Source organism: Streptomyces sp. NPDC085481, from assembly GCF_044541845.1.
Classification (GTDB): domain Bacteria; phylum Actinomycetota; class Actinomycetes; order Streptomycetales; family Streptomycetaceae; genus Streptomyces.
Genome location: NZ_JBITTJ010000006.1, coordinates 174416 through 193347, shown reverse-complemented (window position 1 = coordinate 193347; position 18932 = coordinate 174416). Strand labels below are relative to the sequence as shown.

Here is an 18932-nt window from a genome sequence, read left to right as displayed (position 1 = left end):
TCTTGTTGGCCCTTCCCTCGCCGGAGGGGCCCGGGCCGAGGAGGCCGCCATGTCCCAGGAAGCCGCGCCGGAACGGGCCGTGCCCGAGCAGCCCCGACCGTCGGTGTCGCCGGTGCAGCAGTCCGCGCAGTCCGTGCCCGAGCAGCAGGGCGGCGGCGCCCCGAAGGGTCTGCTGCAGCAGATGGAGGAGCTGATGGCGGCGCTGACCGCCGACCTGTCGCAGCTCGACGCCGACCTCCAGTCCTCCGCGGACCGCCAGACGAGCATCCCCGACAGCCGCGACACCCCCGGCATCCCCACGCCCCCGGACCACCGCGGCGGCACCCCGGCCTGACGGAGCGCGCCCGGGACGGCGGCACCGCCTCACGCCGGTCTGGGGCCCGCGCGGCCCCGGGCCGCGTCGGGCGGGCGGTCGCGCTCCCGGACCGCCAGGCGGCGCAGCATCCCGCTCACCCTGTCGCCGGCCTCGTCGGCGGCGTCGATGGCCTCGATGCACTGCCAGTACAGCCCCTCCTCGTCCGTGGCGCAGGCCACCCCGACCAGGGCGATGCCCACCTCGCCGAGGAGCGCGCCGAGCGCGGTCAACGCCGCCCGCGCGTCCCCCACTTCGGTGAGCTGCGCGGCCCTGGGTCCGCCGCCGCGCAGCGCGGGGTGGTCGATCGTCCCGCGCCCGCCGCCGATCTCGCTCAGTCCCCGTGCCTCGCTCCGCAGCTCCAGTGGTCCATGGAGTGCGAGATGACTTCCTATCGCCTGGGCGAGGGCCTGGGCCTGCCAGGCCTCCGCCACGATGTCCAGCGCCGTGCGGCTCTCGGCCAGCGCGTGCCGACCGGTCGCGACGAGTCGCTCCGCTTCCATCAACGCCGCCCCCGTTCTTATGACTTACTGCCCACTCATTCCATTACCCAGCGTGAAGCCGACTGAGCCCAAACACCAGGGGAATTCGGAAATCTGTGGACAGGAAGCTCGGCGGGGAAAACCCGATCACTCCGAAGAGTGACGATCACGGTCGTTTTCGGCCTTGCGTGCGTGTACCGGAAAGCGGATCTCGTTGCGGTCGATCTTCGCCGCGAGCGCGGTGAGCGGATCGATCCCGAGCACCCCGCAGAACTGGAGCAGATAGGCGAGGACGTCGGCGACCTCGTCGGTGACCCGGTGCGCCGTGTCCGGGTCGTCCATCACGCGGCCCGCCTCTTCCGGCGTCAACCACTGGAAGATCTCCAGGAGTTCGGCCGCCTCGACGCTCAGCGCCGCCGCCAGGTTCTTGGGCGTGTGGTACGGCTGCCACTGCCGGGCGGCCGCGAAGTCGGCGAGGCGGCGCTGCAGGCCGGCCAGATCAGGTTCCGTCACGGCTCCAGGTCTACCACCGTCACCCCGGCCGGCTCCCGGAACCCCGGCTCGTCGAGCCCGCCCTGCCCCGGCGGCCCGTCGTGCCCCACCGTCCCGCCCCGCCCCACCGTCCCGACCAGCCGCAGGTGCCCGTCGGCACAGATCGCGGCGGCCAGGGCGAGCAGCTCGCGCAGCTGCCGCCCGTCGAGGCCCCGGTCGAGGCCGTCGGCGAGGACGGTGAGCGTCCGCATGGCCTCGGGCACCTCGGCGACCGGGTCCACGGCGAGCACGCCCGGTCCGGTGAGCAGGACGAGCGCGAGGGCGAGGTAGCGCAGCTCCCCGTCGCCGAGCCGTCCCAGGGGTGTCGCGTGCCGCGGGCCCCGTTCGAGGACGGCCTGCACCATGCCGGCCACCGATTCCCGCAGGCCGAGGGCCGTCACCGGACCCGCGCAGCCCGCGCCCGCGATCGCGGCGAGGCGCGCGTGCCGGCGCGGGCACTCGGTGGCGGTGCGGTGCAGCACCTCGGCGAGGTTGCGGCAGTCGCGGCGCAGCCGGCCCTCGCCGATCGGGACCGGGGCGCGCATCCGCCGCGGCTGGGGGTCGCACGCGAAGACCGTGCGCAGGCCGACGACCACCTGCTCGGCGGCGGCGAGGACCTCCAGCTGCCCCTTGGTCTTGCCGGCGACGCGCAGGGGCAGGAGGGCCGTGCCGAGCAGGTCGTCGGGGAAGGGCGCGCGGGTGACGGGGGTGCTGCCGGCCGTGTGCCATTCGGCCTGCACCGTGCTGCGGCCCGGGTCGCGCAGGGCGGTGGCGAGCAGGGTGCGGCCGCCGCAGGTGAGCCGTTCGCCGACGATCCGCAGGTGGGGCTCGGCCTGGACGGCCACGTCGAGCCGGACGGGTCCGGCAGGCCCGTCGACCGTGCAGCCGATCCGGAACCCGCGCCGCCCCTGCGCGTCGGGCCGGGCCCGCTCGGGCACGAGGTCGGCCGCGTCGGGCAGCGCTTCGGCGAGCCCGGCGCCCGCGCCGAGCAGCGCCAGCGCCTCGTATGCGCGCAGGGCGCTGGACTTGCCGCTGCCGCTCGGGCCCCTGAGCAGCGTCACGGGCCCGAGCGGAAGGACGGCGGCACGATGGACCGCGAAGGCGGAGAGCCGCAGTTCGGTGACGGCGGGCCGGGCCGGAGCGGGCTTCCCGGCGGGCCGGGCCGGAGCGGGCTTCCCGGCGGGCCCGGCCGCCGCAGGCGCCGGCGCCCGGCCGCTCCCTTCCGGTAAGGGAAGAGCGGGGGGCGGTACGGAGGTACGACTGCGGGCACGCCCCTGGGCAGGGACTTCTGACGTGCGGTCGGGCGCGGTGCCGCCGGTGAGGGTCATGACCGGACCGTACGCAGCGGCCCGCATGACGAACCGTTACGCCTGAATGACCTTCCTACGAACGGGGGACCGCGGCCCCGTCCGCCCCTTCCGGCGCCTCGTCCTCGGCGCCCTCGACCTCCGTACCGGCCGGGGCCAGCAGGAAGACGTTGCGGTCGACGCGGTGCATGCCGCTGCCCAGGCCGAAGACGACGCCGCTGCTGAAGTCGAGGATGCGCTTGGCGACCTCGGTATCCGCGCTCGTCAGGTCGAGGAGCACCGGGATCTGGGCGATGAGGTACTCGGCGACCTCGCGGGCGTCCGCGAAGACCTGGACCCGCAGCACGACCATGCGGCGCTGTTCGACGGTCTCGTACTGATCGGGGAATGCGCGGTGGTCGACCCTGGACGGCCATTCGTCACGCCCGCGCAGGGGCACGACCTGAGCCAGGCCCTCCCACTGCTCGTCGGTGACGTCGTACCTCTCGTACCTACTCATGCACCCATCCTCCCGTTCCTCACCCGTTCGGCCCAACAGCGACACGAGCCGACTCGGCGCGCTCCACCCGGGCACCTCACACAAGATCACCCGCAGAGGTGTCGTGTCATCTCTGGTGTGTTTCGCGCCGTTCTGAAGGCGGCGAACCGTCGGTACGTGATATTCCGTCACCTTCTCGACTGGAACCTGCAGTTGCCATCCTGGCGAAAGCCCGGTAAGAGGGAGCTTCCAAGAGAAAAGATTCTCCAGAGATTGTTATTCTCGGTGACCAAGTGACGCCGGAGGGAAACCGTGCCGAAACAGGAGAGAGCGACGAGGACCCATGAGCGGTTCCTCGACGCGTCGGCCGACGAGTTCGCACGGCACGGCTACGTGGGGGCCAACCTGCAACGGATCGCCGGCCAGGTGGGGATGACCAAGGGCGCCCTCTACGGGCACTTCCCGTCGAAGGACGCCCTCGCCGCCGTCTTCACCTCCGCGTTCGACGCCGGGTGGCGCGAGCTGCTGCGGAAGATCGGCGACGCCGATCCGCCGCTGGCGATCCTGCACCGCGTCACCGTCGGCTTCGTCCAGCGGATGCACTCGGACCTGCGCTTCCGGGCCGGGCTGCGGCTGGCGTACGAGAAGGCCTGCGCGAGCGGTACGGCTCCGCAGGCCGTGACGGACCTGCAGGCCGCGCTGACCCGGCTCGTCGCGGACGCGCAGGACAGGGAGGAGCTGGCCTCGACCCACCGTCCGGAGGTGATCGGCTCGATGTTCCTGTCGCTCATGTTCGGCATGTTCTACACGTCACCGACGGGCTCACCGGCCGACAGCACCCGCCAGGTCTGTCAGGTCTGGGAGCTGCTCGAGGCCGGCGACGCCGCGGCCTGACGCCGGCGAGGCCGGGTCCCACGAGGTGACACGACGGCAGGCGGGGGCACGGCGACCAGCTGCGCCCCTGCCGACCCGCCCCGACCAGTGCTTGCCCTCATATGGGCGAGGTTGGTCCGGGATGCAACCACCTGATCGCGCCCAGCCCTTCGGTTTTCGGCCACCGTCCCGGTACGATTCCGTCCCGGCGGAATGAAGTGGGGGATCGTCGGCCATGTCGCAGTCACCGCATCGATCGCCCCTTCCGACAAGCGGAAATGGGACGCTCATGGCCAACTCGGGTGACCTCTTCGGTGTTTCGGCCCCCGCCACCACCAAGGAGCTGAAGCAGGAGCGGGCGATCCGCACGCGCGAGCGGGTCCTGGCCTCCGCGGCCGAGGCGTTCGCCGCCAAGGGGTACCCCGCGGTCACGATCCTGGACGTGGCCCAGGCCGCCGGGCTGACCAAAGGCGCCGTCTACTTCCACTACGAGAACAAGGACGCCCTCGCCGTCGCGGTCACCGAGCTCTTCAACCGGCGCATCGGCGAGATCGCCCACGCCGTCGAGGAGCTGTGCCTCCCGCCGGTCAGCGCCGTCGCCGAGCTGCTCATCCGCACGGCCGTGGCCTTCCGCGACGAGACCGCCCTGCAGGCCGGGGCCCGGCTACAGCTGGAGCGGCAGCTGATCGGCGCGCAGATCCCGCTGCCGTACGAGGGCTACACCCACCTCATCACCTCGTGGCTCGCCAAGGACGTCGCCCCGGTCGAGGCGGACGGCGACGACCGGACGGCGAGACAGGCGCTGTCCTCCGCCACCACGCTGGCCACGGTCCTCGTCTCCGCCTTCTTCGGGGCACAGCACATCTCCTGGGTCCTCAACAACCGTGCGGACCTCGCGGAACGCACGATCGCGGTGGTCCGCACGATCATCCCGTGCGCCGAGGAGGACATCGAACTCTGTCCGTCCGCCCCGCGCCGCTGACGCGCGGCGGGTCGCAGGCCCGGGCGTCGTCACCTCACCAGCCGAGGGCCTCGCGCACCTGGCGCACCGCCTCGTGCGCGGTGAGCCGTACGCCCTCCTCGAACCCCTTCCCGTACGCGTCCTCCCCCAGGGCCGCCCGGGCGGCGGCCGCGATGCGGTCCACGTCACCGCGCTCGGCGGGCGGCAGCGGGGCGCCCACAGCACGGCGGGCCGCGTCCGCCGCGCCGAGCAGCAGAGCGGCGTGGGCGGCGTCGGGCTCCCGGCCGTCACGCCGGAGGAGAGCGGCGCCCGCGAGCCCCTCCAGGGAGAGGGCGAGGGCGCGGGGCTCGTCGAGCGAGCGGGCGACGTCCCAGCCCCGCAGGTGGTGGGCGGCGCAGGCATCGGCGTCGCCGTGGAGTTCGGCGAGGAAGCCGAGCTCCGCGAGGAGCAGATGGTCGCCCGCCTCCGAGGACACGTCGGCGTAGCCGTCCCGCAGATGCGCCAGGTGCGCCGCCGCCGCGTCCAGGTCGCCGGAGCGGCGTGCCCCGAGTGCGAGGCCCATCTCGGAGTGGATCTCCCCGTATTTGTAGCCCTGTTCGGCGGCGATACGGCGGGCCTGCTCGTGCAGTTCGCGGCCGCGCTCCCAGTTGTGGGCGAGGAGTTCGAGCCGGCCGAGACCGGAGAGCCGGGCCGACACCTCCGCCTCCAGACCCAACTCCCTTGCCATGGCCAGTCCTTCGCGCTGACGGCGGGCCGCGTCGGCGTAATCGCCCTTGATCTCGGCGAGTGCGGCGAGTGGCGAGACCGTCTGCAACTCTCCCCAGCGGTCACCCAGTTCACGGAAGAGCGTGGCGCTGCGCAGGCCGTCCCGACCGAGGCCGGCGAGGTCGCCGCCGACCATGGCGAGCGTGGCGCGCATGCCGAGCGCGGCGGCGGTGCCCCACTGCTCGCCGGCCTCGGTGAAGAGCGCGAGGGCGCGCGTGTTCAGCTCCTCGCTCCCGGCGACGTCGCCCGCGCTGAACAGGCCGTAGGCGCAGAGCCACAGGGCACGGGCACGGCGGACGGGGTCGGCGATCGCTTCGGACGCCGGCGTCGCCGCCGCCTCGTGGTCACCGGTGAGCAAGGCGAACGCGGCGTGGAGCAGGTCGAGTTCGGGAGCGGGGTGGGGGGTGGCGGCCAGCACTGCGGCCAGACTGCGGCGCGCCTCGGTGAGGCGACCGCGCAGCAGCCACCACCACGCGAGCGCGGTGGCGAGGCGTACGGCCTGGCCGGCGGGTCCGTTCGCCGCTCGCCGTACCGCCTCGTCGAGGGCGGCGCGCAGGTTGCCCGCCTCGGCATCGAGGCGGGTGAGCCAGGAGCGCTGGCCGGTGCCGCGCAGGTGGGGCTCGGCCCGTTCGGCGAGGGCGAGGTAGTGGTGGAGGTGGCGGTCGCGTACGCCGGCCAGGTCCGCCATCTCGTGCAGCCGCTCGGTCGCGTACGCGGCGACGGATTCCAGGAGCCGGTAGCGCCGCCCGGCGGGCCCGTCCACGACGACCACGAGGGAACGATCCACCAGCCGGGTCACCAGGTCGAGCACCTCGTCCCGGGTGACGCCGTCACCCGCGCAGGTCGCCTCCGCCGCCTCCAGGTCACAGCCGTCGCTGTGCACGGCGAGGCGGCGCAGCACGATCCGCTCGGGCGCGCTCAGCAGCTCCCAGCTCCAGTCGATGACCGCCCGCAGGGTCTGCTGCCGGGCGGGCGCCCCGCGCTGACGGGAGTTGAGGACCCGGAAGCGGTCGCCGAGCCGCCCGGCCAACTCCCGTACGCCCAGGGTGCGTACGCGGGTGGCGGCGAGCTCCAGGGCGAGCGGGATGCCGTCCAGGCGGCGGCAGATCTCGGCGATGGCGGCGAGATCGGCCGGGTCCACTCCGGCCGGGTCGCGCGGGAACGCCGGGTCGCAGGCGGCCGCGCGCTCGCTGAACAGCCGTACGGCGTCGTCCGTGGGCAGCGGTTCCACCAGGAACACCGCCTCGCCGGCCAGTCCGAGCGGCTCCTGGCTGGTGGCGAGCACCCGCAGCCCGGGCGACGTGCGCAACAGGAGCTCGGCCAGCTCCGCCGCCGCGTCCACCACGTGCTCGCAGTTGTCCAGGACGAGCAGGGTGCGGCGGTCGCGCAGGGCCGCGGCCAGCCGGTACGCGGGGGTCGCGGCGCCCGCGCCGGATCCGGTACCGGGCAGCCCGGTCGGAGAGTCGTCCCGGATACCGAGCGCGGTGGCGACGGCCTGGGCGAGATCGGCGGCGGTCCCGCCACGCACCCCCGCGAACTCCACGAGCCAGACCCCGTCCGGCAGTTCGGGCCCGGCCGCCGTCGCCGTCGCCACGGCGAGGCGCGTCTTGCCGACCCCGCCGGGGCCGGTGAGCGTCACGAGGCGGGAGTCCTGGAGGAGCCTGGTCACCTCGGTGACGGCTTCCTCCCGGCCGATGAGGTGCGTCAGGGGGACGGGGAGGTGCGGGTAGGCGGGAGAGGTGGGTGGGGCCGCAGTGGCCCGGTGCTCGGCCTGAGTCCGGTCCTGAGGGACGCGGGCCTGGGCCTCGGCCTGGACCTGGGCCTGGACCTGGGCCTGGGCCTGGGCCTCGGCCTCGGCCTGGACCGGTATCTCCTCTCGCGGCGCAGGCCCCGTCCCCGCCGCCCCCAGCCGCGGGTCCTGGCGCAGGACCGCCTGGTGGAGGGCGGTCAGGGCCGGCCCCGGGTCGACGCCGAGGTCTTCGGCGAGGCGCGAGCGGAGGTCCTCGTACGTGGCGAGGGCGTCGCTCTGCCGGCCGGCGAGGTAGAGGGCACGCATCTGGACGGCGCGGAGGCGCTCGCGGAGCGGATGCCGGTCGACGAGGGCGGCGAGTTCGCCGGCGAGCAGCAGGTGATCGCCCGCGAGGAGACGGGCCTCGGCCTGCTCCTCCTGGACGGACAGGCGCTGTTCGGCGAGGCGCTGGGCCGCTTCCCGTACGAAGCCCTCGTCGGCGAAGTCGGCGTACGCGGGCCCCCGCCACAGCGCGAGCGCGTCGGTGAGGAGCTCGGCCCGGGTGCGCGGATCGCGGACGGTACGGGCCTCGGTCACCAGGGCGCGGAAGCGGTCGGCGTCCACTTCGGGCGCGGCGCCGTCGAGCCGGAGCCGGTAGCCGGGGGCCTGGTGGACCACGGCCTCACGGCCGAGCACCCTGCGCAGCTGGGAGACCTTGGCCTGGAGGGCGCCCGCGGGCTTGCCGGGCGGTTCGTCGCCCCACAGGTCCTGGATGAGGCGGTCGGTGGAGACCGGACCGCCGTCGTGGGCGAGCAGATCCGCGAGCAGGGCCCGCACCTTGACCTCGGGGACCGTGACCGCCGCGCCCTCGTCGTCCCACACCACGAGCGGTCCCAGTACCCCAAAGCGCATGTCGGCCACCGTACCCCGGCGCGCACCGGATCACCGCTCGTCACAGCGCCACCGGCAGCACCCTCGGTCGCCGGCGGCCGCACCCTCAGCGCACCATCAGCGCTTCCGAAGCGTCCCCGAAGCGGTCTCGCCCAGAGTCGGCAGGCAGAAACGACTCGCCATGCGGCGGAAGGGAGTGGCGGGCATGACCAGGTACGCGGGCAGGAGGGCCGTCGTCGTCGGCCAGGACACCGAGATCGGCCTGGCGATCGCCAAGCGGCTCGTGGAGGGCGGCGCGCAGGTCCTGCTGACCGCCCGTACCGCCGGGGAACGCGCCCACGCGCGGTCCGAGCTGGGCTCCGCCGCCCGCGTCGTCGCCACCGCCGAAGGCCTCGAGGGCGACGGCGCCGACCTCCTCTTCGCCGACGCCGTCGCCACCGCCCGCCCGCTGCTGCCCCGCCTCAGGGACGGCGGCGCGGTGGTGCTCACCGCCCCCGCCCCGACCTCGGCCGCCGTACGCGCGCTCGCCGCGGAGCTGGCGCCGCGGGGCATCCGGGTCAACGCGGTGGCCCCGGGCTGTATCGAGGCGGCACCCGACGCCGCCACCACGCTGCCGCCGCTCGGCCGGCTCGGCTCGGCCGAGGAGGTGGCCCGCGCCGCGCTCTTCCTGGCCACGGACGCGACGTTCACGACGGGGGCCCGGCTCCCCGTCGACGGCGGCCTCGGCCCTTCCTAGGGCGATGCGCGACCGACCCGTAGTCCATCAAGTCCATCAAGGCCAACAGGTCCATCAAGTCCCCCAAGTCCCCAGCCCCTGACTCCCATCCCGTCCCCCAGAACATCCGGAGCACTCCAGATGAGCACCTCACCCGACACCGCCGCCGCTCCCGCGTCGCCATCCGCACCAGCGGCCGACAAGGGCGGCGGCGAACCGCAGAAGCTTCCGCTCTTCGCGCTGCTCGCCCTGGCCACCGCCGTCTTCATCACCAGCCTCACCGAGACCCTGCCCGCCGGCCTGCTGCCCGCGATGAGCAAGGACCTGCACGTCAGCGAGTCGGCGACCGGCCAGACGGTCACCATCTACGCGATCGGCACCGCCCTGACCGCCATCCCGCTGACCGCCGCCACCGCCCGCTGGCGGCGCAAGCGGCTGCTGCTCACCGCCATGGCGGGCTTCGCCGTCGCCAACACGGTCACGGCCGTCTCGTCCGTCTACGGCCTGACGATGGTCGCCCGCTTCGTCGCCGGTGTGGCCGCAGGTCTCGCCTGGGCGCTGCTCGCCGGTTACGCGCGCCGCATGTCGCCGGTCCCGCTCCAGGGCAAGGCGATCGCCATCGCCATGGCCGGCATCCCGGTCGCGCTCTCGCTCGGCGTGCCCGCCGGCACTTTCCTCGGCACCGAACTCGGCTGGCGCGTCGCGTTCTTCGCGATGACCGGCCTCACCGTCCTGCTGCTGCTCTGGATCGCCGCGATCGTGCCGGACTACCCGGGCCAGGAGGCCGGCGAGAAGCCCAGGATGCTGCGGGCGCTGAAGGTGCCGGGCGTGACCCCGGTGCTGTTCGTGACGCTGGTGTTCGTGCTCGCGCACACCATTCTGTACGCGTACATCGCCACGTACCTCGACGACCTCGGCCTCGGCGGCAGGACCGATGTGATCCTGCTGGTCTTCGGTGCCGCCTCGCTGGCCAGCATCTGGATCGTGGGCGCGCAGATCCACCACCGGCTGCGCTCGCTGACGGTGGCCAGCACCCTGCTCGTCGCCGTGGCGGCGGCGCTGCTCGCGGTGCTCTCCGACAGCACGGCCCTGGTGTACGTCGCGGCGGCACTGTGGGGTCTGGGCTGGGGCGGCGTGCCGACCCTGCTGCAGACGGCGGTCGCCGACGCGGGCGGCGAACAGGCCGACTCCGCACAGGCGATGCTCGTGACGCTGTGGAACGTCGCCATGGCCGCCGGCGGCATCATCGGCGGCATCCTGCTCGACTCGATCGGCAGCGAGTCCTTCCCGTGGACGGTGCTGCTGCTCCTGCTGCCGGTGCTGGTGGTCGTCGTGGTCGCGCGCGCCCACGGTTTCCCGGCCAAGCGCCCGGACGCCGGGTAGGGGCCCGCCGCACCACACCAGGCACACCGGCCTCGTACCCCCTAGAGCGGCCGCCGAAGGCAGACCATCCCCCGGGCCTTCGGCGGCCTTGCCGACCCATTCCACCCGCAGTCCCGACCACGATCCCACCCGAAGCCCCGACCACGATGCCACCCGCAGTCCCGAGCACGATCCCACCCGAAGCCCCGACCCCGGATTCCTCCCGCAGTCCCGACCCAGATTCCTTTCACGGTCCCGACCCTCGCTTTTCCGCAGCAGTCAAGACCCCCCTTTACCTGTCGCGTTCCTGACGCCCCCCGACGGATGTTCACGAGCTGTTGACACGTGCGTCGGGGGGCGCGCGCCGCCCGCGCCGGCGCACGCCGCGCGCCGCCCCTGTGACCAGCGCCCGGACGCCCGGCGAGGCCCGCCGAGCCGGTTCCCGGCACGCCTCGTCGCGACGCCGGACACGGGCCGTCGACGCTCGCTCCCGAAGGCTGTTTCCGCAGGTCAGAGGGCGAGTAGGCAAAGTCGGCGACCAGCCCGTGAAATTTTCCTTCGAGCCGGTATTTTTGAGCTTCGTACGGAGCGCAGAAGGCACCGACTCCGGTGCGAGCGAGGGAAGTACGAGGGGGGCGTAGCGTCACATGTCGTCAAGCACGTCAAGCAGGCCACGCGCAACCGCGGCGGACGAGAACGCGCGCATGCAGACGTTCCTTGAGGAGATCTTCAGGCCGCTGCACCGCGCAGAGCAACGCCGTTGGGCCAGGGCGTACTTACGGGGCCTGCTCCACGTCTCCGGCCGGAAGACGCCCCGGAGCATGGCGCTGACCGAGCGGTTGCCGCCCGCGGCGGCGCACAGCCTGCACCAGTTCATCAACACGAGCCCGTGGGACTGGGAGCCGGTGCGCCGCAGGCTGGCCCAGCGGGTCGCGGCGACCGCCGCGCCGTACGCCTGGACCGCCACCGACCTCATCATCCCCAAGCGCGGCGAGCACTCGGTGGGCGTGCACCGGCGGCTGGACACGACGACCGGACGGACCGTCAACTGCCAGCGTGCGGTGGGGCTCTTCCTCGTCACGGACGCGCACTGCTTCCCGGTGGACTGGAGTCTCGTGCTCGACGGCTCGTGGGGCTGGGACGTGGCCCGTCGCCAGCGGGCCCGGATACCGGAGGAGGAGACGGTGCAGCCGGCCGGCGCCCATGTTCTCGCGTTCGCGGCCGAGGTCGCCGCCCAGCCCCGGTTGCCGCGCCTTCCCTGGGTGCTCGACCTGACCCGGTGCGAGGCATCGACCGGCGTCCTGGCCGGGCTCGCCCGGCACCGCGCCGAGATCCTCTGCGAGGTGGACCCGGGCCAGGTCGTCCTGACCGGCCACCGCACCCCGGCCGTGACCACGGCCGGCGCCCTGATGGACGAACGCGGCGCCCGTCAGCCCTATGTCATGGCACGGCAGTCTCCGGACGGGCGCTTCCGGGGCTCCCGGACCGGCGGCCGGGCGCTGTCCCTCTACGCCTACTCCGGCACGGTACGGCTGCCCTTGCGCGCCGTCGGCGCCGACGGCGCGGCGCGCGGCTACCGGCTCCTGGAGCTCCTCGACCCCGACGGCCTGCAGCCCGCCCGGTACTGGATCACCAATCTCGCCGACCGGCGCGTGGACCTGGCCCTGATGCGCAGCCGCGGCACGGTCCGGTCGACCGTCACGGCCCTGCAGGATCGGTTCGGCGTGCTCGACTTCGAGGGCCGTTCCTATCCCGGCTGGCACCACCACATGACCATGGCCTCCGTCGCGTACGCCTATCAGTACCTGCGCCGGCGCGGCACCGTCCCGGCCCCGGCGCTGGCCGGCGCGGTGAGCTGACGTGAAGCCGAGGAGAAGAGGCCCGGAGAGGCTGGGGAGATGAGAAACGTACTCGTGGTGGAGCGGGAAGCCTCCTCCGCTGAGTCGCTGGTCCGCGATCTGCGCCGCCAGGGCTACGCCGCCCGGAGCGTGGACAGCGGGGCGCGCGCCCTGCGCACCTACCGCGAGGCCGACCTCGTGCTGCTGTCCCTCGAACTCCCCGATGTCGACGGCATCGAGGTGTGCCGGAACCTGCGGGCCGAAAGCGATGTGGCGCTGATCGCCTACACCCGCCGTGACGACGAATTGGAGCGGGTTCTCGCCCTGAAAGCGGGCGCGGACGACTGTGTCGCCCGCACCTGGGGATTCCGGGAGATCGGGGCGCGTGTCGAGGCGGTTCTCCGACGGGTCCGCCGTCCCCATTCCGCTACGCCCGAGGCCATTTCCCTCGATCACCTGCACATCGATCCCCGGGCTCGGGAAGTGCGGTTGCGGGGCCGTCTCGTGGACGTGACGTCCAAGGAATTCGAGCTGCTCTATCTTCTCGCGTCGCAATCCGAGACCGTGGTGTCGCGGAAGGAATTGATGGCGAAGGTGTGGGGCAGCGACTGGGCGGCCGGAAGCCGCACCATCGACACGCATGTCAGCACCCTGCGCGCGAAACTCGGCTGCAGCCGCTGGATCATCACGGTGCGCGGGGTCGGCTATCGCATGGGGCACTCCGTGCGGGTGCCGGAAGCGTCCGCGGGCTGAGCCCGAGGGCGGGGGCTCGGGGCCCCCGCCGCACGGCGCGTACGTGAGCCGCCGGGACAGCGCCGTACGTCGCTCCGCCGCGGTCGGCCTTGCGTCAAGCCGCCGGCCGCGCCCGTACGTCCAGGCGCCGCACCAGTGGGTGCGCGTCTCCCGCCGAAGCCCCGGCCGCCGCCCGCCGGGCCCACCACGCCGAGGCCAGGTTCGAGGAGAGCAGCGGGCACCCGACGGTGCCCTCCCGGGCGAGCTCGGTCAGGGCGGCCAGCGTGCCCATGCCCGTACCCGTGAACAGCAGGGCCGAATCCGGGCCGGCCTGCGGCCGTTCCCGCAGGTGGGCGCCGATCCGCTCGCGTATCCGGTCGGTGGTCACCTCGTACGGGTCGAAGTGCTCGGCCCCGTCGGTGGTACGCCCCGCCGGAACGAGGATCACGTCGTCGACGGCGAGTCCGGCGCGTTCCCAGAAGGCCCGGGAGACCTCGGTGAGCCAGGGCTGGTACGGGGAGACGAGGGTCAGCCGGCGCACCCCCAGCGCCTCGCACGCGGCCAGGATCGCCTGCGTGGAGGACCGCACGGGAAAGCCGCCCCGCTCCGAGAGCTCCTCGCACAGGGCGAGGTCCCCGTCCGGTCCGAGCAGGTAGTGCGAGGCGCTGCAGGCGACCACGGCGGCGTCCAGACGCATGGCACCGAAGCCGTCGAGGGTGTCGGGCAGCACCCGGTTGTAGGTGTCCAGCATCTCCTTCAGCCCCACTCCGGGGGTGGTCGGAAAACGCGAGGTGTAGACGTGCATTCCGGCGCCGAGCAACCGGTTGAACTCCGGTTCCGCCGTCGGGTTCTCGGGCGGGACGACGACGCCGAGCCGGGGCAGCGAGAAAAGGTCCATGGCCGCACAGTAGGCCGCTCGCGGCAGGTACGGCAGAGGGATCAGGGACGAAAAGACATGCCGCTCACGCCCGCCTTGCACGCGCTGTCGTTCCTGACACTGCTTGACATTCCCCCACAGAGCCCTGACCCGATTCCCCTTGTTTCCCGCCCCCGTTCCGCAGAGTGTGGTGATCACAGCCCGCCAGTCCCCAAGAACGTCCTCACGAAGGCAAGAAGGAGAGAGGCAATGGCTGCAGGAGAAATCCCGGAGACACTTCCCGGCCTGCCCCGCATATCCGATGCGACCCTGCGGGATTCGGCGCACATGGCGGGCGTCGAGTTCGGCCCCAAGGACGCCGCCGCCATCGCGGACCTGCTGGTGCGCACCGGCGTGGAGCTGGTCGAGGTCGGCATGGTGTCCGGCCCCGACTCCAAGGACGCCGACCTGGTGTTCGCCACGCACGAGGCCGTCGGCCCCGAGCGCAGCATGACGCTCGTCGTGGTGCGGGACCGCCGGCAGGTCGCGCGGGCCCTCGACGAGGCCGAGCGGCTCGGCGTCCGCCACATCATGTACTCGATCCCGACCTCGGAGCAGCACGCCGAGCTGAAGCTCGGCTCGTCCAGCGCCAAGTTCCTGCACACGCTGGCCCGTTCGGCGATCACGCAGGCCAAGGAGCGCGGCTTCCACGTCACCTTCAGCGGCGAGGACGGTGCCCGCACGCCGAAGGAGCGGCTCGTCCCGTACGTCACGGCGGGCTTCGAGGCGGGGGCGGACCGGTTCCGGCTCGCCGAGACCGTCGCGTACCTCTCGCCCTGGCAGATGGAGGACGTGATCGGCGGCATCACCGCCATCGACGGATCCGAGATCGAGATCCACTCGCACAACATGCTGGGGATGGCCGTCGCCAACTCCCTCGCCGCCGTGCGAGCGGGCGCCCAGTGGATCTCGGCGACCGTCGGCGGCATCGGCGAGCGCGGCGGCAACGCCCCGCTGGCCGAGCTGCTCACCTCGCTGCGCGTCATCCACGGCGACACGCGCTTCGACCTGACCCATCTCACCGAGCTGTCCCGGATCGCCCTCAAGGGCGCCGGTCTCGGCGAGGCGTTCCAGTCGGGGCCGACCACCCCCCACGCCTTCGCCTACGAGCTCCCCGGGCAGCTCACCCACCCGGAGGCGTACGAGACGCTGCCCGCCGAACTCGTGGGCAACGCCCGTGAGCTTCGGGTCCGCACCCGCCTCGGCACGGCCCTCGTGAAGTGGGCGCTCGACGGCTCGGGGGTCGAGGTCGACATCGACGCCTTCACCCCGTGGCTCACCGAGCGCCAGGAGCACGGCGGCGCGCCGCTGCTCGACCGGGACGCGATCCGCAAGGCAGCCATCGACTTCCAGGCCGCCTGACCCCGTCCCCGCCCTCCGTCCTCATCCCTCATCACCATCCCGTCCCTCATCACCATCCCCCACAACCCCACCCAACGCCTGCAAGGGAGTTCGCCATGCCCACCGCCACCCTCACCGGTGTCTGCCCCGAGTGCGAGACCGATCTGACCGTGCCCCCGATCGGCGAGGGCGAGACGCTCTCGTGCCCCGAGTGCATGCTCACCCTGCGCGTCGAGGCCGTGCAGGACGGCACCCTCACCCTGGAGATGGTCGAGGTGCAGCTGCGCGACTGGGGCCAGTGAGATGACCTCTCGCATCGCGATCGTCGCCGACCGGATCAGCTGGGAGGAACGCGAGCTGATCCGGTCGGGACCCGACTTCGGCCTGACCGTCGAGTGGGTCAACGACGAGTCCCTGACCCTCGGAGCCGAGGACGCCCCCGCCCTCGCGGGCTACGACGCCCTCCTCGTCCGCAGCCGCAGCTACACCCGCGGCGGCCTCGTCGCCACCCTCGCCGAGGCCGCCGGGGCGCGGGTGCTCAACTCCGCCCGTGCCATCCACGTCTGCGAGAACAAGGCCGTCCTCAGGGCCGAACTGCGCAGGGCGGGCGTGCCCGTCCCCGAGTTCCGCCTCGCGCTGTCCCGCAAGGACTTCGACCGCGCCGTCGAGGAGCTGGCGCCGCCGCTGGTCCTCAAGCCGGTGTTCGGCGGCATGGGCAAGCGCGTCACGCTCATCCGGGACGCCGACCTCGCCCACTCGGTGTACGACTACGTAGAGGACCTCGGCCACGCCTTCGAGCAGGCCTGCCTCGTGGAGCCGTACATCGGCGGCGGCACCTCCGTGCGCTGCCTCGTCGTCGGCCACGAGATCGTCGGCGCCGCCGAGTTCGAGAGCGCAGGCGCCGACTGGCGCAACAACGCCGCGCTCGGCAACAGCAGCCGCGCCGTGGCCCACGATCCCGACGTCCTGAAGATCGTGGACGGCGTGGTGGGCGAACTCGGCCCCGGCATCTACGGAGTCGACCTGTTCCGCACCCCCGACGGCTACGTCGTCAACGAGGTCAACCACGCACCCGGTTTCCGGGCGGTGGCCTCCGCGACCGGCGCGGACATCCCGGCCGCCGTCGGCCGCTACCTCCAGGAGTTGCTCGCATGACGCGCACCATCCGCGCGGGAGTCGTCGGCGCCTCGGGACTCGCCGGCGGCGAACTGATCCGACTGATCACCCAGCACCCCCACATGGAGCCGGCCTTCCTCGGCGGCTCCTCGAACGTCGGCCGCCGGCCGGCCGAACTCCACCCGGGGCTCAGGCTCGACCTGGGCGGTCTCACCGTGCAGCCCGTCACCGAGGACACCGTCGACGACCTCGCCGAGCGGGTGGACGTGGTCTTCCTCGCCACCCCGGCACCGGTCTCGGCCGAGCTCGCGGCCCTGCTAGCGGACCGGGTCCCGGCGGTCGTCGACCTCAGCGGCGCCTTCCGCATCCGCACGCCCGAGCTGCACGACCGCTGGTACCCGAAGGTCAAGCGGCGCACCGAGCTCGCCGACCGCTTCGTCTACGGCGTGCCGGAACTGATCGGCGACCAGCTCAAGGACGCCCCCCTGATCTCACTGCCCGGCTGCTACGCGACCGCCATGACGCTCGGCCTCGCGCCTCTCACCCTGGGCCTCGGCCTGGACCTGAAGACCGTGGTGGTCGACGGCAAGAGCGGCTCCAGCGGCGGCGGCCTGCAGCTGCGCACGGCGGACCTGCACCCCTTCCGCAGCGGCGCCATCGCCCCGTACGCCCCGACCGGGCACCGGCACGCCGGCGAGGTACGGGACTTCCTGTCCCGCAGCAAGCCGGGGTCGATCGGCACGCTGAGCATGTCCGCGTACGGCGTCTCGACCGTTCGCGGGCTGCTGACCAGCAGTTACGTCTTCACGGACGCGGCCGTCGACCAGCGCGAGCTGCAGCGGGCGTACCTCCGCTTCTACAAGGAGCACCGTTTCGTGCGGGTGCGCCGCAACACCGAGACGCTGATCCCGGTGCCGGACCCGCAGGCCGTGCTCGGCTCCAACTTCTGCGACGTGACCGTTCTCCACGACGAGGAGGACGGCAGGATCGTTGTGCTGGCCGCCCTCGACAACCTCGTCAAGGGCGCCGCGGGACAGGCCGTACAGGCGGCGAACCTGCGGTTCGGGCTGCCCGAGGAGTCGGGTCTGACGATGCAGCCGGTGATGCCGGCATGAGCGCCTCGGGTACCCCGACCGTCGTGAAGCTCGGTGGCAGCACCCTCGACGACCTCTCCGGCGCGTGGTGGGACGACCTGGCCGCGTACGGCAAGGACCACCCGCTGGTCCTCGTGCACGGCTGGTCCAAGCCGCTCAAGCGGCTCAGGCCCCGCTACAGCGAGCCGTCGGCCGTCCTGCGCGACCGCTACGGCAACCAGAGCCGCTGGACCACGCCCGAGGTCATCGAGGACATCAAGACCGTCAGCAGCACACTCGCCGAGGAGGTCTTCGGCCGGCTCTCGGAGCGCGGCATCACCGCGGAGCGTCTGCTCGGCAGTGACGGCCTGGTCAGCGCGGGCGAGGGCGAGCGCTGGTGGTGGCGGGAGAAGCAGCTGGTCGAGCTGGAGAACCTGGTCGGTCCCATCACCGGGGTGGACCCGGCCCCGCTGAAGAACCTCACGGCCGGCCACGCCTACCTGGTGACCCCGCTGGCCAGGAACGCGGCGGGCCAGGAGGTCAACACCGACGCCGACCGGGCCGCCGCCGCCCTCGCCGGGGCCACCGGCGCGACCGACCTGGTCCTGGTCACCGACGTCGCCCACCTCCTGGTCGACGGCGAGCCCGTGCGGCGGATCGGCGCCGAGGCCGCGGCCGCCTTCCGCGACAAGGGCGCCACCGGTGGCATGCGCAAGAAGCTGCGGGCCGCCGGCGAGGCCCTGGACGCCGGCGTGAGCCGGGTCGTCCTCGGCGCCGCCTCCGTCAGCGACCTGCTCGCCGGCCGCACCGGCACCGTCATCACCCGAAACTGAGGAGCCCGACCGTGGCGCAAACCGTGGCCCGATCCGTGCCGCAATCCCGTGTGCAGCCCCGCGTGCTCGTCGTCAACAACGGCACGCTCTCCCTCAAGCAGCTCCGCGCCCGCTTCGAGCAACTCGGCTCGCTCACCGAGACCGTGGACGCGGCCTCCGTGCCCGCCCGGCTCGGCGGTCGCTACCAGGCGATCGTGCTGAGCGGCACGAAGGTACGCGCCTACGACACCGCGTACTACCAGCCGCTGATCGACCTGGTCAGAACCTCCGACGTGCCCGTCTTCGGGATCTGCGGGGGCATGCAGATCCTCGCCGTCGCGGCGGGCGGGCGGCTCGCCGACGGGCCGCAGCGGGTCGGCGGCTACGAGGTGCAGGTGGACACGGAGGAGCCGCTGTTCACCTACGTGAAGCCGACGGTGACCGTCTTCCACCGGCACACCCTCTACCTCCAGGAGGCCCCGGCGGGCTTCCGCTCCATCGGCCGCTCCGCGCACGCGCCCGTGGAGTTCCTGCGCTCCGACGACGGCCGGATCCTCGGCTCTCAGGCGCACCTGGAGTTCCGCGCCGACGGCCTGGAGATCCTGCGCGGCTTCGCCCAGCTCTACCAGAACTGACCGACCCACCCACCTGCAGAAGG

General features: G+C 73.0%; 19 protein-coding genes. 13 read left to right on the top strand and 6 right to left on the bottom strand.

Going from position 1 to position 18932, the window contains the following annotated elements:
• Positions 1-49: 49 nt before the first annotated feature.
• Positions 50-334, top strand: a complete 285-nt coding sequence (locus ACIGEZ_RS15670; protein WP_399831043.1) for a hypothetical protein — start codon at positions 50-52, stop codon at positions 332-334.
• 29 nt (positions 335-363) lie between these two features.
• On the opposite strand, the gene ACIGEZ_RS15665 is transcribed toward ACIGEZ_RS15670, so the two are convergent.
• The 4 genes from ACIGEZ_RS15665 to ACIGEZ_RS15650 all read right to left on the bottom strand — a co-directional run bounded on the left by ACIGEZ_RS15665 (position 364) and on the right by ACIGEZ_RS15650 (position 3171).
• Positions 364-855, bottom strand: coding sequence for a DUF6099 family protein (locus tag ACIGEZ_RS15665; protein ID WP_399831040.1), 492 nt, complete (start codon positions 853-855; stop codon positions 364-366).
• A 126-nt stretch (positions 856-981) separates the two neighbouring features.
• The gene (locus ACIGEZ_RS15660) at positions 982-1347 is read right to left on the bottom strand and encodes a nucleotide pyrophosphohydrolase (RefSeq protein ID WP_399831037.1); all 366 of its coding nucleotides are present in this window, start codon (positions 1345-1347) and stop codon (positions 982-984) included.
• Positions 1344-2693 carry an ATP-binding protein gene (locus ACIGEZ_RS15655; RefSeq protein ID WP_399831034.1) on the bottom strand — a complete coding sequence of 450 codons (1350 nt, stop codon included), beginning with the start codon at positions 2691-2693 and terminating at the stop codon, positions 1344-1346. The genes ACIGEZ_RS15660 and ACIGEZ_RS15655 overlap by 4 nt, the downstream gene beginning before the upstream one ends.
• Before the next feature lie 55 nt (positions 2694-2748).
• A complete protein-coding gene (locus tag ACIGEZ_RS15650; protein ID WP_399831030.1) occupies positions 2749-3171 on the bottom strand; it encodes a cell division protein SepF in 423 nt (140 codons plus the stop codon).
• 291 nt (positions 3172-3462) lie between these two features.
• On the opposite strand from ACIGEZ_RS15650, the gene ACIGEZ_RS15645 reads away from it, so the two are divergent.
• Positions 3463-4044 carry a TetR family transcriptional regulator gene (locus ACIGEZ_RS15645; protein WP_399831027.1) on the top strand — a complete coding sequence of 194 codons (582 nt, stop codon included), beginning with the start codon at positions 3463-3465 and terminating at the stop codon, positions 4042-4044.
• 268 nt (positions 4045-4312) lie between these two features.
• Positions 4313-5005 carry a TetR family transcriptional regulator gene (locus ACIGEZ_RS15640; protein WP_399831024.1) on the top strand — a complete coding sequence of 231 codons (693 nt, stop codon included), beginning with the start codon at positions 4313-4315 and terminating at the stop codon, positions 5003-5005.
• A 34-nt stretch (positions 5006-5039) separates the two neighbouring features.
• On the opposite strand, the gene ACIGEZ_RS15635 is transcribed toward ACIGEZ_RS15640, so the two are convergent.
• Positions 5040-8390, bottom strand: a complete 3351-nt coding sequence (locus tag ACIGEZ_RS15635; protein WP_399831021.1) for an AfsR/SARP family transcriptional regulator — start codon at positions 8388-8390, stop codon at positions 5040-5042.
• 184 nt (positions 8391-8574) lie between these two features.
• Between ACIGEZ_RS15635 and ACIGEZ_RS15630 the strand changes: the two genes are divergently transcribed.
• The 4 genes from ACIGEZ_RS15630 (at position 8575) to ACIGEZ_RS15615 (ending at position 13037) form a co-directional block, all read left to right on the top strand.
• The gene (locus ACIGEZ_RS15630) at positions 8575-9105 is read left to right on the top strand and encodes an SDR family oxidoreductase (protein ID WP_399831018.1); all 531 of its coding nucleotides are present in this window, start codon (positions 8575-8577) and stop codon (positions 9103-9105) included.
• Positions 9106-9225: 120 nt separating this feature from the next.
• Positions 9226-10467: an MFS transporter gene (locus tag ACIGEZ_RS15625; RefSeq protein ID WP_399831015.1), complete on the top strand. Its 1242-nt coding sequence runs from the start codon at positions 9226-9228 to the stop codon at positions 10465-10467.
• Positions 10468-11150: 683 nt separating this feature from the next.
• Positions 11151-12305: an IS701 family transposase gene (locus ACIGEZ_RS15620; protein WP_399831012.1), complete on the top strand. Its 1155-nt coding sequence runs from the start codon at positions 11151-11153 to the stop codon at positions 12303-12305.
• Positions 12306-12344: 39 nt separating this feature from the next.
• On the top strand, positions 12345-13037 hold the full coding sequence (locus ACIGEZ_RS15615) for a response regulator transcription factor (RefSeq protein ID WP_399831008.1): 693 nt from the start codon (positions 12345-12347) through the stop codon (positions 13035-13037).
• A 94-nt stretch (positions 13038-13131) separates the two neighbouring features.
• Here the strand turns inward: ACIGEZ_RS15615 and ACIGEZ_RS15610 are convergent, their stop codons facing one another.
• Positions 13132-13914 carry an arylmalonate decarboxylase gene (locus ACIGEZ_RS15610; protein WP_399831004.1) on the bottom strand — a complete coding sequence of 261 codons (783 nt, stop codon included), beginning with the start codon at positions 13912-13914 and terminating at the stop codon, positions 13132-13134.
• 228 nt (positions 13915-14142) lie between these two features.
• Here ACIGEZ_RS15610 and ACIGEZ_RS15605 point away from each other — a divergent pair, with 228 nt between their 5' ends.
• The 6 genes from ACIGEZ_RS15605 to ACIGEZ_RS15580 all read left to right on the top strand — a co-directional run bounded on the left by ACIGEZ_RS15605 (position 14143) and on the right by ACIGEZ_RS15580 (position 18909).
• The gene (locus ACIGEZ_RS15605) at positions 14143-15294 is read left to right on the top strand and encodes an isopropylmalate synthase (protein WP_399831001.1); all 1152 of its coding nucleotides are present in this window, start codon (positions 14143-14145) and stop codon (positions 15292-15294) included.
• A gap of 95 nt (positions 15295-15389) precedes the next feature.
• The gene (locus tag ACIGEZ_RS15600) at positions 15390-15575 is read left to right on the top strand and encodes a lysine biosynthesis protein LysW (protein WP_046912295.1); all 186 of its coding nucleotides are present in this window, start codon (positions 15390-15392) and stop codon (positions 15573-15575) included.
• A gap of 1 nt (position 15576) precedes the next feature.
• Positions 15577-16428, top strand: a complete 852-nt coding sequence (locus ACIGEZ_RS15595) for a RimK family alpha-L-glutamate ligase (RefSeq protein WP_399830996.1) — start codon at positions 15577-15579, stop codon at positions 16426-16428.
• Positions 16425-17504, top strand: coding sequence for an N-acetyl-gamma-glutamyl-phosphate reductase (argC, locus tag ACIGEZ_RS15590; RefSeq protein ID WP_399830993.1), 1080 nt, complete (start codon positions 16425-16427; stop codon positions 17502-17504). Before ACIGEZ_RS15595 ends, argC begins: the two co-directional genes overlap by 4 nt.
• Positions 17501-18295, top strand: coding sequence for an acetylglutamate kinase (locus ACIGEZ_RS15585; RefSeq protein ID WP_399830990.1), 795 nt, complete (start codon positions 17501-17503; stop codon positions 18293-18295). The genes argC and ACIGEZ_RS15585 overlap by 4 nt, the downstream gene beginning before the upstream one ends.
• An 11-nt stretch (positions 18296-18306) precedes the next feature.
• Positions 18307-18909: a type 1 glutamine amidotransferase gene (locus ACIGEZ_RS15580; RefSeq protein WP_399830987.1), complete on the top strand. Its 603-nt coding sequence runs from the start codon at positions 18307-18309 to the stop codon at positions 18907-18909.
• Positions 18910-18932: the final 23 nt, after the last annotated feature.